General features: G+C 45.4%; 11 protein-coding genes and 1 riboswitch. Of the genes, 5 read left to right on the top strand and 6 right to left on the bottom strand.

Annotated features, from left to right (window positions below; all coding sequences use genetic code 11):
* Positions 1–248: 248 nt before the first annotated feature.
* Positions 249–4,145 (top strand): phosphoribosylformylglycinamidine synthase, encoded by a 3,897-nt coding sequence (purL, locus tag SJY39_RS26840; protein WP_016784799.1) that lies wholly within the window; start codon positions 249–251, stop codon positions 4,143–4,145.
* A 253-nt stretch (positions 4,146–4,398) separates the two neighbouring features.
* Positions 4,399–4,932: a DUF3332 domain-containing protein gene (locus SJY39_RS26835; protein ID WP_010438960.1), complete on the top strand. Its 534-nt coding sequence runs from the start codon at positions 4,399–4,401 to the stop codon at positions 4,930–4,932.
* Between the two features lie 98 nt (positions 4,933–5,030).
* Here SJY39_RS26835 and dapD read toward each other — a convergent pair whose 3' ends face one another.
* Positions 5,031–6,062 (bottom strand): 2,3,4,5-tetrahydropyridine-2,6-dicarboxylate N-succinyltransferase, encoded by a 1,032-nt coding sequence (gene dapD, locus SJY39_RS26830; RefSeq protein WP_010438963.1) that lies wholly within the window; start codon positions 6,060–6,062, stop codon positions 5,031–5,033.
* Between the two features lie 505 nt (positions 6,063–6,567).
* Between dapD and ushA the strand changes: the two genes are divergently transcribed.
* Positions 6,568–8,268 carry a bifunctional UDP-sugar hydrolase/5'-nucleotidase UshA gene (gene ushA, locus SJY39_RS26825; RefSeq protein WP_016792172.1) on the top strand — a complete coding sequence of 567 codons (1,701 nt, stop codon included), beginning with the start codon at positions 6,568–6,570 and terminating at the stop codon, positions 8,266–8,268.
* A gap of 71 nt (positions 8,269–8,339) precedes the next feature.
* On the opposite strand, the gene SJY39_RS26820 is transcribed toward ushA, so the two are convergent.
* The 5 genes from SJY39_RS26820 to SJY39_RS26800 all read right to left on the bottom strand — a co-directional run bounded on the left by SJY39_RS26820 (position 8,340) and on the right by SJY39_RS26800 (position 12,632).
* Positions 8,340–8,981: a MarC family protein gene (locus SJY39_RS26820; protein ID WP_010438967.1), complete on the bottom strand. Its 642-nt coding sequence runs from the start codon at positions 8,979–8,981 to the stop codon at positions 8,340–8,342.
* Positions 8,982–9,213: 232 nt separating this feature from the next.
* On the bottom strand, positions 9,214–10,203 hold the full coding sequence (locus SJY39_RS26815; protein WP_016790314.1) for a GGGtGRT protein: 990 nt from the start codon (positions 10,201–10,203) through the stop codon (positions 9,214–9,216).
* Between the two features lie 24 nt (positions 10,204–10,227).
* Complete coding sequence (locus tag SJY39_RS26810; RefSeq protein WP_016768344.1) at positions 10,228–10,920, bottom strand: iron-sulfur cluster assembly scaffold protein; 693 nt, start codon at positions 10,918–10,920, stop codon at positions 10,228–10,230.
* 194 nt (positions 10,921–11,114) lie between these two features.
* Positions 11,115–11,198: riboswitch (Fluoride riboswitch) on the bottom strand.
* Positions 11,199–11,353: 155 nt separating this feature from the next.
* On the bottom strand, positions 11,354–11,647 hold the full coding sequence (locus tag SJY39_RS26805; RefSeq protein WP_010438976.1) for a YebG family protein: 294 nt from the start codon (positions 11,645–11,647) through the stop codon (positions 11,354–11,356).
* Positions 11,648–11,735: 88 nt separating this feature from the next.
* Positions 11,736–12,632 (bottom strand): LysR family transcriptional regulator, encoded by an 897-nt coding sequence (locus SJY39_RS26800; protein WP_016796884.1) that lies wholly within the window; start codon positions 12,630–12,632, stop codon positions 11,736–11,738.
* A 207-nt stretch (positions 12,633–12,839) separates the two neighbouring features.
* Between SJY39_RS26800 and SJY39_RS26795 the strand changes: the two genes are divergently transcribed.
* Positions 12,840–13,790, top strand: a complete 951-nt coding sequence (locus SJY39_RS26795) for a TDT family transporter (protein ID WP_016796885.1) — start codon at positions 12,840–12,842, stop codon at positions 13,788–13,790.
* A 127-nt stretch (positions 13,791–13,917) separates the two neighbouring features.
* Entirely contained in the window at positions 13,918–17,394 is a 3,477-nt protein-coding gene (gene recC, locus SJY39_RS26790; protein WP_016796886.1) for an exodeoxyribonuclease V subunit gamma, read from the top strand.
* Positions 17,395–17,446 lie beyond the last annotated feature (52 nt).

Genomic DNA, 17,446 nt, shown 5'->3' with positions numbered 1-17,446 from the left:
AAAAGTGCTGATAAATGCAGCAAAAGTTCCATTTGAGCAGAAAGATAAAAAAAATAACGCAAACGGTTGCTTTTGGTGTTACGTCACAAAAAGAAATGCTTTATAATGCGCTCGCATTGAAGAGGTGGGATCGGCATAGGTTTGGCAACCTTCGGGAATAGCTTCGAAGAAAACAGTTAGGTTGTTCCTATAACCCACTGAATTTATTCCAATACTACCTTAATCAACTGCATAAGAGACCTAAGCACATGAGAATTTTGCGTGGCTCCCCAGCTCTATCTGAGTTTCGTGTTAACAAGCTTTTAGAGCTTTGTCGTGAATTAAGCTTACCTGTAACAGGTATTTACGCTGAGTTTGCCCACTTTGCTGATCTAACGGCAGACCTAGACGAGTCTGAAGTTGAGAAGCTAGAAAAGCTACTGACTTACGGTCCAACGATTGAAGAGCATGAGCCTGAAGGTTTATTGCTGCTTGCAACGCCACGCCCAGGCACTATCTCGCCTTGGTCTTCAAAATCAACAGATATCGCACATAACTGCGGACTGGCTAAAGTGTCACGTCTAGAGCGCGGTACTGCTTTCTACATTGAAACCTCTTCTGAACTTTCTGAGCTTCAACTTGTTGAGCTGAAAGCAATCCTGCACGACCGTATGATGGAAGTGGTTTTCACTGACTTCGAATCAGCGGCTGCACTATTTACAGTTGCTGAGCCTGCTCCATATGCGGAAGTTGACCTATTAACTGGTGGGCGTAAAGCGCTTGAAGAAGCAAACGTTACCCTAGGTCTAGCACTTGCAGAAGATGAGATTGATTACCTTCTTGAAAGCTTTACTGAAAAGCTAGGTCGTAATCCGACTGACATCGAGCTAATGATGTTTGCACAAGCGAACTCAGAGCACTGTCGTCACAAGATCTTTAACGCTGATTGGACTATCGATGGCGTTAAGCAAGAAAAATCATTGTTCAAGATGATTAAGAACACCTTTGAAACGACACCAGAACACGTTCTGTCTGCTTATAAAGATAACGCAGCGGTAATGACCGGTTCTGAAGTGGGTCGTTTCTTCCCAGATCCAGAAACTCGCCAATACAACTACCACCAAGAAAAAACACACATCTTGATGAAAGTTGAAACGCATAACCACCCAACGGCAATCTCTCCATGGCCGGGCGCATCAACAGGTTCAGGCGGCGAAATCCGTGATGAAGGCGCAACCGGTATTGGTGGTAAGCCAAAAGCTGGCCTTGTTGCTTTCTCTGTATCTAACCTTAAGATCCCGAACTTCGTTCAACCTTGGGAAACTGACTTTGGTAAGCCGAGCCGTATCGTTACTGCTTTGGATATCATGCTTGAAGGTCCTCTTGGTGGCGCAGCATTCAACAACGAATTTGGTCGTCCAAACCTATTAGGTTACTTCCGTACATACGAAGAGAAAGTAAATTCTCACGCAGGCGAAGAAGTGCGTGGGTACCATAAACCAATCATGCTTGCTGGTGGTCTAGGCAACATTCGTGATGATCATGTTCAGAAGAAAGAGATCCCAGTAGGTGCAAGCCTAATCGTTCTTGGTGGTCCAGCAATGAACATCGGCCTTGGTGGCGGTGCTGCATCTTCAATGGATTCGGGTTCATCTTCTGAAGACCTAGATTTCGCTTCTGTACAACGTGAAAACCCAGAGATGGAACGTCGTTGTCAGGAAGTTATCGACCGTTGTTGGCAGCTTGGTGATGCGAACCCAATCGCATTCATCCACGATGTGGGCGCGGGCGGTATCTCGAATGCTCTTCCTGAGCTAGTCGACGACGGCGAGCGTGGCGGTATCTTTAATCTACGTGACGTACCAAACGATGAGCCGGGCATGAGCCCACTTGAGATCTGGTGTAACGAATCTCAAGAGCGTTACGTTATGGCGGTTGCTGATAAAGATATGGCAACGTTCGACGCGATTTGTAAACGTGAACGCGCACCATATGCAGTGGTTGGTAAGGCAACAGAAGAGCGTGATCTGAAACTAGAAGATTCACACTTCGACAACACGCCAATCGACATGCCTATGGACATCCTATTAGGTAAAACACCTAAGATGCACCGTGACGCGAAGACGCTAAAAGCAAACAATCCTGCGATTGACCGTTCTGGTATCGAACTAAACGAAGCGGTTGACCGTATTCTTCGCCTACCAACAGTGGCAGAGAAAACATTCCTAATCACTATCGGTGACCGCTCGGTAACGGGTCTTGTAGCTCGTGACCAAATGGTTGGCCCATGGCAGGTTCCAGTTGCTAACTGTGCGGTAACGGCAGCAAGTTACGACTCTTACCACGGTGAGGCGATGTCTCTTGGTGAGCGTACGCCAGTTGCACTACTTGATTTCGGCGCGTCAGCTCGTCTAGCGGTTGGTGAAGCAATCACTAACATTGCAGCGACCAACATCGGCGATATCAAACACATTAAACTGTCGGCTAACTGGATGTCTCCAGCAGGTCACCCTGGTGAAGATGCAGGCCTTTATGAAGCGGTTAAAGCCGTGGGTGAAGAGCTATGTCCGGCACTGGGTCTAACTATCCCTGTGGGTAAAGACTCAATGTCGATGAAGACTAAGTGGGAAGAGAACGGCGAGCAGAAAGAAGTCACGTCTCCGCTATCTCTTGTTATCACTGCGTTTGCACGTGTTGAAGATGTTCGTAAAACGATTACTCCTCAATTACGTACAGACAAAGGTAATACAAGCCTAGTTCTTATCGATTTAGGTAACGGCAAAAACCGCATGGGTGCAACAGCACTTGCTCAGGTTTACAAGCAACTTGGTGATAAGCCAGCAGACGTAGACAACGCGGCACAGCTAAAAGGCTTCTACGAAGGCGTTCAAGCACTTGTAGCGAACGACCAAGTTGTCGCTTACCACGATAAAGGCGATGGCGGTCTATTCGTAACGCTAGCTGAAATGGCGTTCGCAGGTCACTGTGGTGTTAATGCTGATATTGCAGCGCTAGGCGAAGATGCTCTAGCAGCACTATTCAACGAAGAACTGGGTGCGGTAATCCAAGTTCGTAACGACGACCTAGACACAGTACTTTCAACTCTTGCAACAAATGGCCTAGAAGCGTGTTCACACGTAATCGGCTCTGTTGAAGCTTCTGATGAGCTAGTGATTAAGTCTGGCGAGTCTGTAGTGATTGAACGTAACCGCACTGAATTACGTACTATCTGGGCTGAAACCACGCACAAGATGCAAGGTCTACGTGATAACCCAATCTGTGCAGACCAAGAGCACGAAGCGAAGAAAGACAACTCAGATCCAGGTCTGAACGTGAAACTAAGCTTTGACGTAAACGAAGATATTGCAGCGCCATTCATTAACACGGGCGCTAAGCCTAAGATGGCGATTCTACGTGAGCAGGGGGTTAACTCTCACGTTGAAATGGCAGCAGCATTCGACCGTGCAGGCTTCGAAGCGACGGATATTCACATGAGCGACATCCTAACGGGTCAAGCGGTATTAGAAGAGTACAACGGCCTTGTGGCTTGTGGTGGCTTCTCTTACGGTGACGTACTAGGCGCAGGTGAAGGTTGGGCTAAGTCGGTTCTATTTAACGACTCGACTCGTGATCAATTTGAAAACTTCTTCAAGCGTGAGGATACCTTCTCTCTAGGTGTGTGTAACGGTTGTCAGATGTTGTCTAACCTACGTGAGCTTATCCCTGGTGCCGAGTACTGGCCACGTTTCGTTCGTAACGAATCAGAGCGTTTTGAAGCTCGTTTCAGCCTAGTTGAAGTTCAGAAGTCTGATTCTGTATTCTTCAACGGTATGGAAGGTTCTCGTATGCCTATCGCTGTTTCTCACGGTGAAGGCCGCGTAGAAGTGCGTGACAACGACCACCTAAACGCGATTGAAAACTCAGGTACGGTTGCTCTACGCTACGTTGATAACAACGGTAACCAAACGCAGCAATACCCGAACAACCCGAATGGTTCGCCAAACGCTATCACAGGTTTAACGACTACCGATGGCCGCGTAACTATTATGATGCCTCACCCAGAGCGTGTATTCCGTACGGTTGCTAACTCTTGGTCTCCAGAAGGTTGGGGCGAGAATGGCGCTTGGATGCGTATGTTCCAAAACGCACGTAAGAATGTGGGTTAATCTGGTTCACTAAACTGAATCATTTGAAAAGCCAATAAAAGCGCAGACCGAAAGGTCTGCGCTTTTTTGTTGGCAACTCTTTAGGAACCAGAGCGAAACAATTAACGTTTGCAGTTTGCTGTTCTAAAAAACTCCACTACGCTAAATGTTATGGAATCAATTTGTTAGGCTCTGAATTTCTGTACGTGAACAGGAAGACTGCTGTTTGGCTATGCAAAAAACTGAATCAATCATTGTGGCATAAGAGGGAACTATGAAAACAACAATTACAAAAGCCGTTGCAGTAGCAGCGATTGTCATGTCGTTAGCTGGGTGTGTTGGTAGTAATGCGGTTACTGGGAAACTAATGAAGTTTAACGTTGAGGTTGTAGACAACCGTTACGCTCGTGCCGGGGTCAACTTCTTGCTTGCTCCAGTTTACGCTTTAACATTCGCAGCCGATTACATCGTATTCAACTCGATCGAATTCTGGGTAGGCAAAAACCCACTCACTGGCGCGCCTCACATCTTTGATAGCAAAGTCGACACCATGATTGATGTGAACGACAGCCTAGATGATTCGCTGAAAGAAGCCCCACTTGGTTTCAACAATCGTCATATCGAGCAAGGCGAAATGCAACAAATCGATGAAAATACGATACGTATGGACATTACCTATAATGATGGCCAAAAAGCTGTACTGATGGGTGTTCGTGATGGCGACAAGGTCAGTTACTACATGGATGGAACATTGGTTTCAGAAACTTCTATTCAGGCTCTTGAGCAGCTGGCAGCCGAAAAAGCATAATCTAGTTTGTTTATTCTTATAAAAGAAAAGCCGCTGGATTAAACCCCCAGCGGCTTTGTAGTTTTTAGTATCTAGTAATTTAGCGTCTAACGTTTAGATTAGTTGTTGCTGTGTAGCTCGCTGTTTAGTTCAACAGCAGACTTGTTCGCTAGGCACTCAATTTGACCTGTGATCGAGTTGCGACGGAACAGCAGATCAGAAACGCCAGCAAGGTCACGAGCTTTAATGATTTCTACTTCGTTGCCTTCTTTATCTAGCATGCGAACTTTAGTTCCCGCAGTCACGTAAAGACCCGATTCAACCGTACAACGGTCGCCCATTGGGAAGCCAAGACCTGCATTTGCACCTAGTAGACAGTTTTCGCCGATAGAGATAACCATAGTACCGCCACCTGACAGAGTACCCATGATAGAAGCGCCGCCGCCGATATCAGAACCGTTACCCACAACAACACCAGCAGAGATACGACCTTCAACCATGCTCACACCAGTTGTACCTGCATTGAAGTTGATGAAACCTTCGTGCATTACTGTTGTGCCTTCACCTACGTGTGCGCCAAGACGAACACGAGAAGTATCAGCGATACGAATACCCGTTGGTACCACGTAATCCACCATTTTAGGGAATTTGTCTACGCAATCTACAGTCAGAGCACGACCAGCTAGACGAGCTTCAATTTGACGCTCCGCTAGTTCAGGAAGGTCGATAGGGCCTTCGTTTGTCCATGCGATGTTGTGCAGTAAACCGAAGATACCGTCTAGTACCGTACCGTGCGGTTGTACTAAGCGGTTAGAGATAAGTTGTAGCTTTAGGAAGCCTTCAGCAACAGATGCTGGCTTCTCGTCAGTAGCAAGAATAACAAGAACAAGTGGCTGTTCAGACGCTGCAGCTTTTTCTGCGAAAGATGCGTTTGCTGCATCGTCGTTTGCTGCGAATGCTTTCGCTAGTTCTGCGCTTTGTGCAGCAGAGATTTCGATAGCTTGGTTGCCTTCAGAGTAACCTGATACTTCAGCCACTGCGGCCACAAGAGCGTCGCTTGGATTTAGAAGTGGATTAGGGAAGAACGCTTCAATAATTTTATTGTCGCGATTTGTGGTTGCCGTACCGAAGGCTAGTGAAAAGTAAGCCATGTTGAATCTCCATGTGTTGAGTCTTGATTTTGCTATTCAATAACAGAAGCTCGAATAACAAGCGCTGCCGTTAGCAAAGTTAATTTAATTGCGTTCATCATAAAGAGAGCGCCCTCGTTATGAAAGGGCGTATCGGGATAAAGTCTGTAAAATGATATTGCTTGTCTTTTTAGCGATAGTTTTCATTATCCGGATATTATACCTCGCTCTTAAACAGGGGCGTGCTTGCTTAAGTAGCGCTGTGCCATTTCATTTCCACACCTGACACTTATCTTTAGCCCATCCTCTTGTTAGCAGTATCAATAGAGTGAGTCACACTTTCTTTATAAATTCATGTTTATTATCAGAATTATTCGACTTCTGTTGATTAATCGCTTGTGCCTACAGTTAGGGTAAATACCCAATTTTCCAGAAGTGTAATTAAGAGAACGATCACTAAAACCCTGCAAGATGTCAGTATATTGCCTGCCATAACGACATTAAAACGATTAATAAAGGATCTTCTATGAATTTTACTAAGTCTTTACTGGTGCTCTCTATCGGCATAGCGATGGTTGGTTGTGGCTCGGATAGTGACGACATCACGGTAACGTGTGACACAGCTGCTTCTTGTACCAAGTTTACTGTGTTACATACTAACGATAATCACGGTCGTTTTTGGGAGAACAGTAAGGGTGAGTATGGGATGGCGGCTCGTAAGACGCTGATTGATAGTATTCGTGCAGAAGTTACTCAAAATGGTGGTGAGACGATACTATTGTCCGGTGGCGACATTAATACTGGTGTGCCAGAGTCTGATATGCAGGATGCGGTACCAGATTTTGTAGGTATGAATCTTCTTGGTTACGACGCGATGGCGTTAGGTAATCACGAGTTCGACAATAGCTTGGATGTGTTAGATATGCAGGCGGAATTGGCCGACTTCCCGATGCTAGCGGCTAATATTTATATCAAAGATGGAGACACAGTTACTGATGAACGCCTTTTCTCTCCATATAAAGTATTCACTATCAATGGCTTAAAGGTTGCGGTTATTGGCCTGACAACTAAAGATACGGCGAAATTAGTTAACCCTGACAACGTCGCGACGATTCACTTTGCCGACCCGCAAGTCGAAATCAAAAAAGCCATAAAAGAAATTGAGGCCAATGAAACGGTTGATTTGATTTTTGCTACGACTCATATGGGGCACTACGCAGATGGTCAGCATGGTAGTGAAGCGCCTGGCGATGTGTTGCTTGCTCGCTCTCTAGAAGAAGGTCAGTTAGATGCCATTATTGGCGGGCACTCTCAAAATCCTGTTTGTATGGAAGGTAATGAATATGCTGATTTCAATCCGGGAGATGACTGTAAGCCGGATCAGCAAAATGGTACCTACATCATGCAAGCTCACGAATGGGGTAAATATGTAGGTAGAGCTGATTTTGAGTTTTACGATGGAAAGCTGCATTTAGCGAAGTACGACCTGATACCCGTGAACTTAAAAGAGAAGGATGAAAATGGTGATTACCAATTTATCCAATCTGAAATTGAACCTAATTCAACAGTAATTGCTACTCTTTCCGCGTATCAGCAGCAGGGACAAGAGTTGTTAGATGTCATTATCTCTAAAACCGATGCGAAGCTTGAAGGTGACCGTAATGTGGTTCGATCTGAGCAAACTAACCTTGGTCATTTGTTAGGGGAAGCTTATCGCACTTATAAGTTAGTTAATGCTGATTTTGGTGTGATGAACTCTGGTGGTGTTCGTGACTCAATTGCGGCGGGTGATATTGCTTATCGTGATGTGCTGACGGTTCAACCTTTCGGAAACTTCGTGACTAAAGCAACGATGACAGGGGCTGAGGTTAAAGCATATTTAGACGTTGTTGCGACGATGACTGCAGGATCTGGCGCTTATGCCCAGCTCGACAATATTAGCTTAACCGTCGACTGTGATTTGAGTGATGTGACCATTCGAGATATCAATGGCAAAGGCTTTGATTTAGCGGACACCTACACGTTCTCCGTGATCAGCTTTAGTGCCGCTGGCGGTGATGACTACCCAATAATTGATGTTGATTCGACGCAGTTAACGGATGCCGCTGTGTTGCGCGAGTTCTTTGTTAATAACCCTAATGTCACTGCCGCGCAGTACGCACCAGCAGATGGTGATCTAATCTATATGAGTAATGGTTTAGAAGTGAAAGGCTGCCCAGCGAACTAATTCACAAACAAGCCTTAAAAAATAGCCAGCAAATTGCTGGCTATTTTTGTATTGGAATTTTGAGGTATTAACTAGATAAACAGCGCCTTGTAAGCCTGTTCTATCCCTTCAATCAACATCTGCATACCAATAACTGCAAGTATCAAACCCATCATTCGAGTAATTACGTTCAACGCACTTGGTCCGACAGCTTTAACAAAGCGCTCCCCGAATACAAACAGTATGTAGGTTAGGGTACATAGGAGGCCAAACGCCACAATGGTAATGATGGTCTCGTAAATCCCCTCTGTGCTGGCAAAGTTCATCGCAGTTGCAATGGTGCCGGGACCCGCTAGTATTGGCATGGCTAAAGGTGATACCGCGATACTCAATGCTGCATCTTGCTGCGCGTCTGAATTGACCTTCTCTTTTGCTTTGGCATGCGTCGAGTCACCTTGTAGCATGTGAAAACCAATCAGAAATACAAGAATACCGCCGGTTATGCGCAGTGCGTAAAGCGTGATACCAAACAGGTCAAAGATGAGCTTGCCGGAAATAGCAAAGGTACTCACGATGATAAAGGCGATGAACACTGAGCGGAAAGCGATCGACTTAACCATCTCTCTATTGCTATCAGCCGTTAAACCCAAAAATATTGGGGTATTGGCGATGGGATTCATGATGGCAAAAAAGCCCATGAATACGGTGATGGTATGAATGATCAACTCTTTCATATTATTCCTTTAAAAATATAAGGTTAAATACCTAGCGATAGGTGTATTTAATCTTATAGATAAATAACGATTAGGAATAGATAGTAGAGCAAATATGGATGAAAAACAGCCAGCTTCAAACTGGCTGTTTAGATTTAGTGATAGATGTCGAGGTTCATTTGCGCGTTATTGTCGGTTTATCAATTAACGGATTTCTTATGGAGCCTCTAATTAGATTTACTAAGTTCAGTCGTTAGGCGTTTTGAGCTTCACTAACAGCAACCGCGAGAGCGACTGTCGCGCCTACCATTGGGTTGTTACCCATACCGATGAAGCCCATCATTGCCACGTGAGCCGGAACAGAAGAGCTACCAGCGAACTGAGCGTCAGCGTGCATTCTGCCCATGGTATCTGTCATGCCGTAAGACGCAGGGCCTGCTGCCACGTTATCTGGGTGTAATGTTCGACCTGTACCGCCGCCTGAAGCAACTGAGAAGTAAGGTAAACCTTGGCGAGTACGCTCTGCTTTGTAGATACCTGCAACAGGGTGTTGGAAGCGCGTTGGGTTAGTTGAGTTACCTGTAATACTCACATCTACTTCTTCTCTGTGCATGATTGCCACGCCTTCACGTACATCATCAGCGCCGTAACACAAGATCTCTCCGCGAGGGCCTTGTGAGAAGCGGCGACGTTCTGTTTCAACAAGCTCACCCGTTTGGTAATCGTATTGAGTGCGCACGTAGGTAAAACCATTGATGCGAGAAATTAAGTAAGCCGCATCTTTACCTAGACCATTGAGTATTACCTTTAATGGGTTGTGACGTGATTTGTTGACGTTGAGTGCAATTTTAATCGCACCTTCTGCAGCAGCAAAAGATTCATGGCCCGCAAGGAAAGCAAAACAGTGGCTTTCTTCATTTAGAAGACGCGCAGCTAGCGCACCGTGGCCGATCCCCACTTGGCGTTGCTCAGCAACGCTGCCAGGTTTGGTGAATGCTTGAAGGCCTTCACCAATGATATTCGCAGCTTGTTCAGCGTTGCTTGCTTTGCGGAATAGAGCTAGTGCTGAACCAAGGATATAAGCATCGGCAGCGCTTTCAAAAGCAATAGGTTGGGTGTCCATCACCATGGCTTTTGGATCAACGTTGTGGGCTTTACAGTATTGGTTCGCTTGCTCTAAAGAGTCGAAGTTCATTTCTGCCAATACGCGAGTTACTGATTCATTAAATTGAGTGTTCATCATATCTTTCCTCTAAATTGGCAAAAATTATTGTTGGCGTGGATTAATGGTGGTTACAGCTTCATCGAAGCGACCGTAGGTTCCCATAGCAAGGTCTGCTGCTTCATTGGCTGACATACCTTGATTCATCGCCTTCATCATTTTGCCGAGGTTGAGATATTCGTAGCCAATTACTTCGCTATGGTCATCAAGTGCAAGCTTGGTCACGTAACCTTCGGCTAGCTCTAGGTAACGAACGCCTTTCGCTGAAGTTGAATAGCTAGTACCTACTTGGCTACGTTGTGTTTGACCTAGGTCTTCTAATGCCGCGCCAATTTCTAGGCCGCCTTCAGAGAATGCAGATTGAGTTCGACCGTAAACAAATTGCAGAAAGATTTCGCGCATGGCTACGTTAATCGCGTCACACACTAAGTCAGTATTCAGGGCCTCAAGAATGGTTCTTCCTGTGAGGATTTCGGCTGCCATCGCGGCTGATTGAGTCATGCCTGAACAACCAATCGTTTCGATTAGTGCTTCTTCGATGATGCCGTTTTTTACGTTGAGCGTCAGTTTGGCTGCACCTTGTTGTGGTGCACAAGTGCCTACGCCATGGCTTAAGCCAGAAATAGCGATGACATCTTTTGGGCTAACCATGGCGCCTTCAACTGGAATTGGAGCTGAAGTGTGAAGATCACCCCTTTGAATAGGGCACATTGATTGAATTTCTGAAGAGTAGTGCATAATGTTTTCTCATTGATAGAGCCATTTAAGACCTAGGGCGTTGAGAAAACAGGACGTGTTGGAAGAGGTGCGGCTAATTCACTACAGATCTTGAGTATCGATAATCCAAAGGTGTCATGAAGCTTGGTCTTAATAGACTAAGTCCATTTCAAAATGGAGGAATAGCGATACGTCCAACAGTATTACCTGTTTTCGATTCTGTAGGAGTCATTAGCACTGTTCGAAAGAACGGGCGGTTGAAGCAAAAGCTTAGGTGGAACCCCATCACCTGATGGCTATAGATTAGATCTTTATCACACTTTTGTGCAAGCGAATGTTTAGAGCGATTTCGACTATAAACAAGCTTTATTATATTTCAATAAGTATAAAAAAACGCCAATAACGGACTCTTGTTAGAGGTGTTATTGACGTTTTTTAGAAAGGGAGCAGCTAGTTATGCTGCATCTTCTTCTGCATCTTCAACAGCTTCAAGCTTCTTCGCTTTCTTTGGTACTGGTTTGCGCTTAGCGCCCAATGCGTAAAGAACTTCTTCTTTGTTCTTCGCTAGGTACATTGCAAGTTCTTCTTGCTTGCCTTCATCTTCAACTAAATCGCTTTTGCCTAACAGTTCAAAAAGCTCATCAGCCATATCCAGCATTTTGTCGTATGCGTCAGCTTCGGCTTTAGAGGTAAAAGTCATTTTCTCTTCTCCGTTGCGTTCCACCACGTACTTGACGATAACAGCCATGGTTAATCCTCTAAGTTTGATAAATTTTACTGGCTTTTTATACAGTTTCTGGTGCAAAAAGTCCAGTTGAGGGCCTAACTATGCGGCCTCAATCTTGATGTGTAGCCCAGTCTTCACAATAATCCATGAAAGATTTCAGCAGTGGGCTTTGATATTTGTCTTTATGGACCAGTATCCAAAATCGGCGTTTCATGTCGAGTGGTACATCAAGTGCTTTCACTCGGCCTGAATCAATCGCGCGTTGTGCCGCTAAACGCGATAAACAGGCAAAGCCAAGACCTGCAGAAACAGAGTTGATGATCGCTTCCGTGGTATTTAGCTCAAATGACTCATACCAATGCTCTATACGAGGAGCAACGGTACGCAGGAAGAACTCACGAGTTCCTGAACCTGATTCCCTAAGTATCCAGTGGCTGCCTTCTAAATCTCTCAAATTAACTTTGTCTTTTGCCACTAAAGAGTGTTGATTACTAACAATAATACACATTTCATCGCTACTGAATTGGCTTGAGAGCAGTTCTGGATGAAGTGTTTTTCCTTCAATTAGCGCAATATCCAGTTCATAATCCACCAACTTTTGACAGATCAGGGCACTGTTTGAAATGAACAAGCTTTGATCTTGATGCTGAGTTCGCTCACGGAAGCCTGACAAAATAAAGGGTGCCACTTGATTACCAATCGTGTCACTCGCACCGACCTTTAGATTGCCACTTAATGGTTGGTCATCACGGAACAACACATCGATGCCTGCCGCTCGGTGAAGTATTTCATCAGCTAAGGGAAGTAACTTTTGTCCTTCCTGATTGAGAATTAATCGGTTGTTGACCCGGTCAAATAGAGAGTGACCCAGTTGTTTTTCCATTTCACCTAGCGCCATGCTCACAGCTGCCTTTGATAAAAACAGGGCTTCTGACGCTGAGGTAAGCGTTGAGTGTTGGGTAATGGTGACAAACACTTTGAGTTGTTTGATTGAAATATTAGCCATCAGATTCCTATTTCTACACTGTTGGTGAAATAAATTTCGTTCAGAATTAATGAACGCTTGTTATATATAATTGGATATTGTTAAACGAAGCGCAAGCGTATTATGGCTTCAACAAGCTGATGAGTTCACAAATTGAGTGAATTAAGTTTAAGAGAGGCTGACATGATTCAACGTATTAAATATAGATTAACAGGAGCTCCAACACCCATGGCTGGGTTGGCACTAGCAATTGCAAGCTTGGGCTGGTGTTGGGATGGCGTTTTAGTCGCGCAAGGTATCTTATCCACTCCGGGTTTGGTGCAGTGGATCAGTGCTGGTATTGCTGCGGTATTACTTCTTGTTTTAGCCGTGAAATTTTTAATTCATGGTCACCTTTTGCGTGAAGATCTTGCTCATCCTGTTGTCGGCAGTGTTGTTCCTACATTCGCGATGGGTTGTATGGTGGTTTCAGCTTCGTTGGCCCCAATCTCTCAGTTTCTGCAAGAAGCAATGTGGTTAGCTTCAGTGGCTTTGCATGTTGTTTTCTTAGTGAGCTTTTTGTACCACAGAGCTAAAAACTTTGAGATACACCACATGGTACCGAGTTGGTTTGTCCCACCGATCGGTATTATCGTGGCAGACGTTTCTTTCTCTGGGAACCCTATTTTAGAACCAGTGGCACACGCAACTTTAGTGTTTGGCTTGTTGGTTTATGCTGTAATGCTACCGCTCATGATCTACCGTTTGATCTTTTCTCATGAAGTGCCAGATGCAGCAAAACCAACCATTGCAATTATGGCGGCACCAGCGAGTTTATCTTTAGCGGGTTACTTAACTGTTACTGCAACACCTTCACCAGTGATCATTGGTCTGTTATTTGGTATTGCGGTGTTAATGACGTTCATTATTTACGTGGCGTTCTTCAAACTACTTCGCCTGCCATTTAGCCCAGGTTACGCAGCGTTTACCTTCCCAATTGTAATCGGTGCAACAGCTTTGTTTAAATTGGCGGCTTGGATGCAAGTACAAGGTGTTGAAGCACAATACATTAGCCAAGTGTTCAATCTAGCGTACCTAGAACTGATTGTGGCAACCTTGGTGGTCGGTTATGTCGCTGTTCGTTACTACATGAACTACAAACCTCATCGTGTTTTAGGTGCGGTAGCGGGTAGACTGTAAGAAGCAATAGTTCAAAAGGTAAACAGAGCTTAAGCTTTCGGTATTTCATCAGCTTATATTCCTAATCCAAACTCAGCACTTATGCTAATCTGGCTTTATATTGTGGCAAGATTAGCGTGAGTGCACTTTGTTTACTGTTTACCATTCCAATAAAGTTGATACTTTAAAAATCCTTCTCGTTCACTTAATTAAAAGTGACCCTTTAGCCAATCCTTTCGAAAAAGAGCAGATCTTGGTTCAGAGCCCAGGCATGTCTCAATGGCTTAAGATGGAACTCGCCAAAGAGTTTGGCGTAGCAGCAAATATCGATTTCCCACTTCCAGCAACCTTCATTTGGGATATGTTTACCCAAGTGCTTCCTGATGTACCTAAACGCAGTGCTTTTAACAAAGAAGCGATGACGTGGAAGCTGATGAGTTTGCTACCCGCTAAGCTTGACCACCCTGGTTTTTTACCTCTACAACGCTACCTTGAAAACGACGAAGATGATTCGAAGTTGTACCAATTGGCAGAGAAAATTGCCGATATCTTCGATGGATACTTGGTGTATCGACCGGAGTGGATGGCGATGTGGGAAGCGGGAGAGCCCGTTGCCGAGTTAATTGATGATGAGGGGCAACAAGAACATCCTTGGCAGCCAACTTTGTGGAAGACACTCTATGAGCAAACCCTGTCTCAAGGCCAATCGAAGTATCACCGTGGTAACTTGTATCACGACTTTATTGAAGCGTTAGCCAATCAACAAGGTCAGCTACAACACTTACCTAAGCGTCTGTTTGTGTTTGGTATCTCTTCGCTGCCTCCTCGTTATATGGACGCGTTGAAAGCACTTGGTGAGCAGATTGATGTTCATTTGATGTTTACCAATCCTTGCCAACATTATTGGGGCGATATTCGCGATCGTAAATACTTGGCAAGAGTTGAAGCGCAGCGTCGTAAGCAGTTTGCGTTGGTTGATGGTTTACCTCAGCTAGAAGGTGAAGTATCACCTTTGAAAGATAGCATTGAAGCCAACGTTGAAGATGAACTGCATACTAGCCAAGCTGTCGGTAATAGCTTGTTGGCGTCTATGGGTAAATTGGGCAGAGATAACCTGTTTTTGCTATCTCAATCAGACAGTGAAGAGCACGAGTTCTTTATTGATGTAGAGAGAGACAGCCTGCTCCATCAATTGCAAGCCGATATTCTCCAGCTAGAAGAACATCAAGATGATCACATCTTAGATTCCAGTAATCATAAACAGGTGGTTGAGCTTGGCGATCGTTCACTGACTTTACATGCGTGTCACAGCCCAATGCGTGAGGTGGAAGTCCTCCACGACCAACTGTTGGCAATGTTTGATGCAGACCCGACACTGAAACCACGCGATATCATCGTGATGGTGTCTGACATTAATGCTTATAGCCCAGCGATTCAGGCGGTATTTGGTAATGCTCCGGGTGAGCGTTATATCCCTTACTCGATCTCTGATAGAACGGCTGACCAAGAAAGCCCAATTCTGACCGCCTTCATGCAGTTGGTCGCGCTACCGAACACGCGTTGTTTAGCTTCTGAGTTATTAGAGTTATTAGAAATTCCAGCGATGATGGCACGCTTTGGTATCGATGAATTTCAATTCGAGCAAGCTAAGCTGTGGGTTGAAGAAGCGGGTATTCGTTGGGGCGTCGACTCGTCTACCGCAACGGAGTTTGACTTGCCTGCTACTGAGCAAAACACTTGGCTATTCGGTATCCAGCGCATGCTCTTAGGCTATGCGATGTCGGATTCCGCAGGTTTGTTTGAAACCGAACACTCTCCGATTGCTGCTTATAACGAAGTTCAAGGCATTAACGCCGAACTTGCTGGTAAGTTAGCGCACTTTATCGATCGTATCGCACATTACCGTCAACGCTTAACTGAAACCCAATCTATCGATATGTGGCGTGAAACCTTGCTGCAAATGATTGATGATTTCTTTGCGGTTGAACTGGAAGGCGAGGTGGTGCTCAAATCGATTCGCGATGCACTTTCGCAACTGAATGAACAGCTTGATGATGCCTTGTATGAACAAGAACTGTCGCCAAGCATTATCTACCAGTACCTCAATAATAAGTTATCTGGCGCGCGTATTAGCCAGCGATTCTTAGCTGGCCAAGTTAACTTTTGTACCTTGATGCCGATGCGTTCTATTCCGTTCAAAACCGTCTGCTTGTTAGGCATGAACGATGGTGTTTACCCTCGCTCAATGCCGCCAGAAGGTTTTGATCTAATGAACGGACGCACACGACCTGGCGATCGTTCTCGCCGTGATGATGACCGCTACCTATTCTTAGAGGCGATGCTGTCAGCGCAAGAATGTTTATACATCAGCTATGTCGGCCGCTCGATTCAAGATAATACCGAGCGAGTGCCGTCGGTATTGGTTTCAGAGTTGATCGAGTACTGCCAGCAGAACTACTGCTTAAGTGAAGACCAAGCGTTGCCAAGCGATGATTCTGGTATCAACCTGACTCAAGCGATCAGCTTTGAACACACCATGACACCATTCAGCCCTGCGGCGTTTACTCAAGGTGACGCAAACCATGTGCTGAGTTACGCCAAAGAATGGCTTCCTGCGGCTAACCGTTCCGGTGAACGTAGTGGTGAATTCAATCGTGCCTTGGATGACTATTTGTTGGGTGCAACGTACCCGTTGGAACTCGACTTGGTTGAGTTACAGCGTTTTTGGCGTTTGCCAGTGCAGTACTTCTTTAATCGCCGTCTAAAAGTGGTGTTTGAACCGCCACTTCCTGTGATGGAAGACGATGAGCCGTTCGTACTCAATGGACTAGAGAGCTTCCAGCTTAAAGATGCGCTGCTGCAAGTGTTGCTGGACCATCCTGAAGGTGCAGATGAAGCGGTGCGCCTGTTTGTCTCTGAGCAAAAAGCACAGGGTCGATTACCGGTCGGCGCCTTTGGTGATATCGAATTTGAAACCAACCGTGTTCAAGCGGAAGACTTAGCCAAAGAAATTCGATTTGTGAGCGGATCACCGCAGCAAGATCTCGAAGTGAATATCGAATTTGATGTGTTAGGCGAAGGCAAACCTGTTCGTTTGATGGGTTGGTTAACTAAAAACTATCAATCGGGTCTAGTTCGTTTCCGTAGCGGTAAAATACGCTCTCAAGATTATTTGGCAGCGTGGATTGATCATCTATGTTGTGCAGTGATGGGACATGGAAAAACGACCCATATTATTGGCTACGACAGAAAAGAAGGCGTGGTTCACCAAACGCTACAACCTATTGGCGATGCGCTTCAGGCGAAGAGTTTGCTGGCTGAGTTAGTACGACTGTTTTATCAAGGCATGACAGCACCACTGCCTTACTTCCCGAAAACCGCGTTAGCTGGTGTTGAAGCGGGCTTTAGCCGCGGTAAATGGGTTGATGACGAAGAAAAGTCCCTAAAGAAAATGGCTGATACCTTTAATGACAGCTTCGCCTTTACTGGCGAGGGTCGAGATACTTACATCTCACGTATTTGGTCTAAGTGGGATGATGCTCTGGCTGCTGAGTCGCGAATGTATTCAACGCTTGTGCTGCAGGCCGCAAGACTCGCCGCTGCCGATCTTGAAGATCAGGAATAATCGGCAGTGATCAGCAAGATCACCAACAATATGCTTATCAAAGAGATGCGTT

Origin of the sequence: Vibrio sp. R78045 (assembly GCF_042466085.1) — a bacterium.
GTDB lineage: Bacteria > Pseudomonadota > Gammaproteobacteria > Enterobacterales > Vibrionaceae > Vibrio > Vibrio cyclitrophicus.
The sequence above is the reverse complement of the archived record's forward strand: the minus strand, read 5'-3'. Positions and strand labels throughout refer to the sequence as shown.

Bases quoted from the DNA above. Each gene is read 5' to 3' on its own strand.
- purL (WP_016784799.1), top strand. From the start codon at position 249: ATGAGAATTTTGCGTGGCTCCCCAGCTCTATCTGAGTTTCGTGTTAAC.
- SJY39_RS26835 (WP_010438960.1), top strand. From the start codon at position 4,399: ATGAAAACAACAATTACAAAAGCCGTTGCAGTAGCAGCGATTGTCATG.
- dapD (WP_010438963.1), bottom strand. From the start codon at position 6,062: ATGGCTTACTTTTCACTAGCCTTCGGTACGGCAACCACAAATCGCGAC.
- ushA (WP_016792172.1), top strand. From the start codon at position 6,568: ATGAATTTTACTAAGTCTTTACTGGTGCTCTCTATCGGCATAGCGATG.
- SJY39_RS26820 (WP_010438967.1), bottom strand. From the start codon at position 8,981: ATGAAAGAGTTGATCATTCATACCATCACCGTATTCATGGGCTTTTTT.
- SJY39_RS26815 (WP_016790314.1), bottom strand. From the start codon at position 10,203: ATGATGAACACTCAATTTAATGAATCAGTAACTCGCGTATTGGCAGAA.
- SJY39_RS26810 (WP_016768344.1), bottom strand. From the start codon at position 10,920: ATGCACTACTCTTCAGAAATTCAATCAATGTGCCCTATTCAAAGGGGT.
- SJY39_RS26805 (WP_010438976.1), bottom strand. From the start codon at position 11,647: ATGGCTGTTATCGTCAAGTACGTGGTGGAACGCAACGGAGAAGAGAAA.
- SJY39_RS26800 (WP_016796884.1), bottom strand. From the start codon at position 12,632: ATGGCTAATATTTCAATCAAACAACTCAAAGTGTTTGTCACCATTACC.
- SJY39_RS26795 (WP_016796885.1), top strand. From the start codon at position 12,840: ATGGCTGGGTTGGCACTAGCAATTGCAAGCTTGGGCTGGTGTTGGGAT.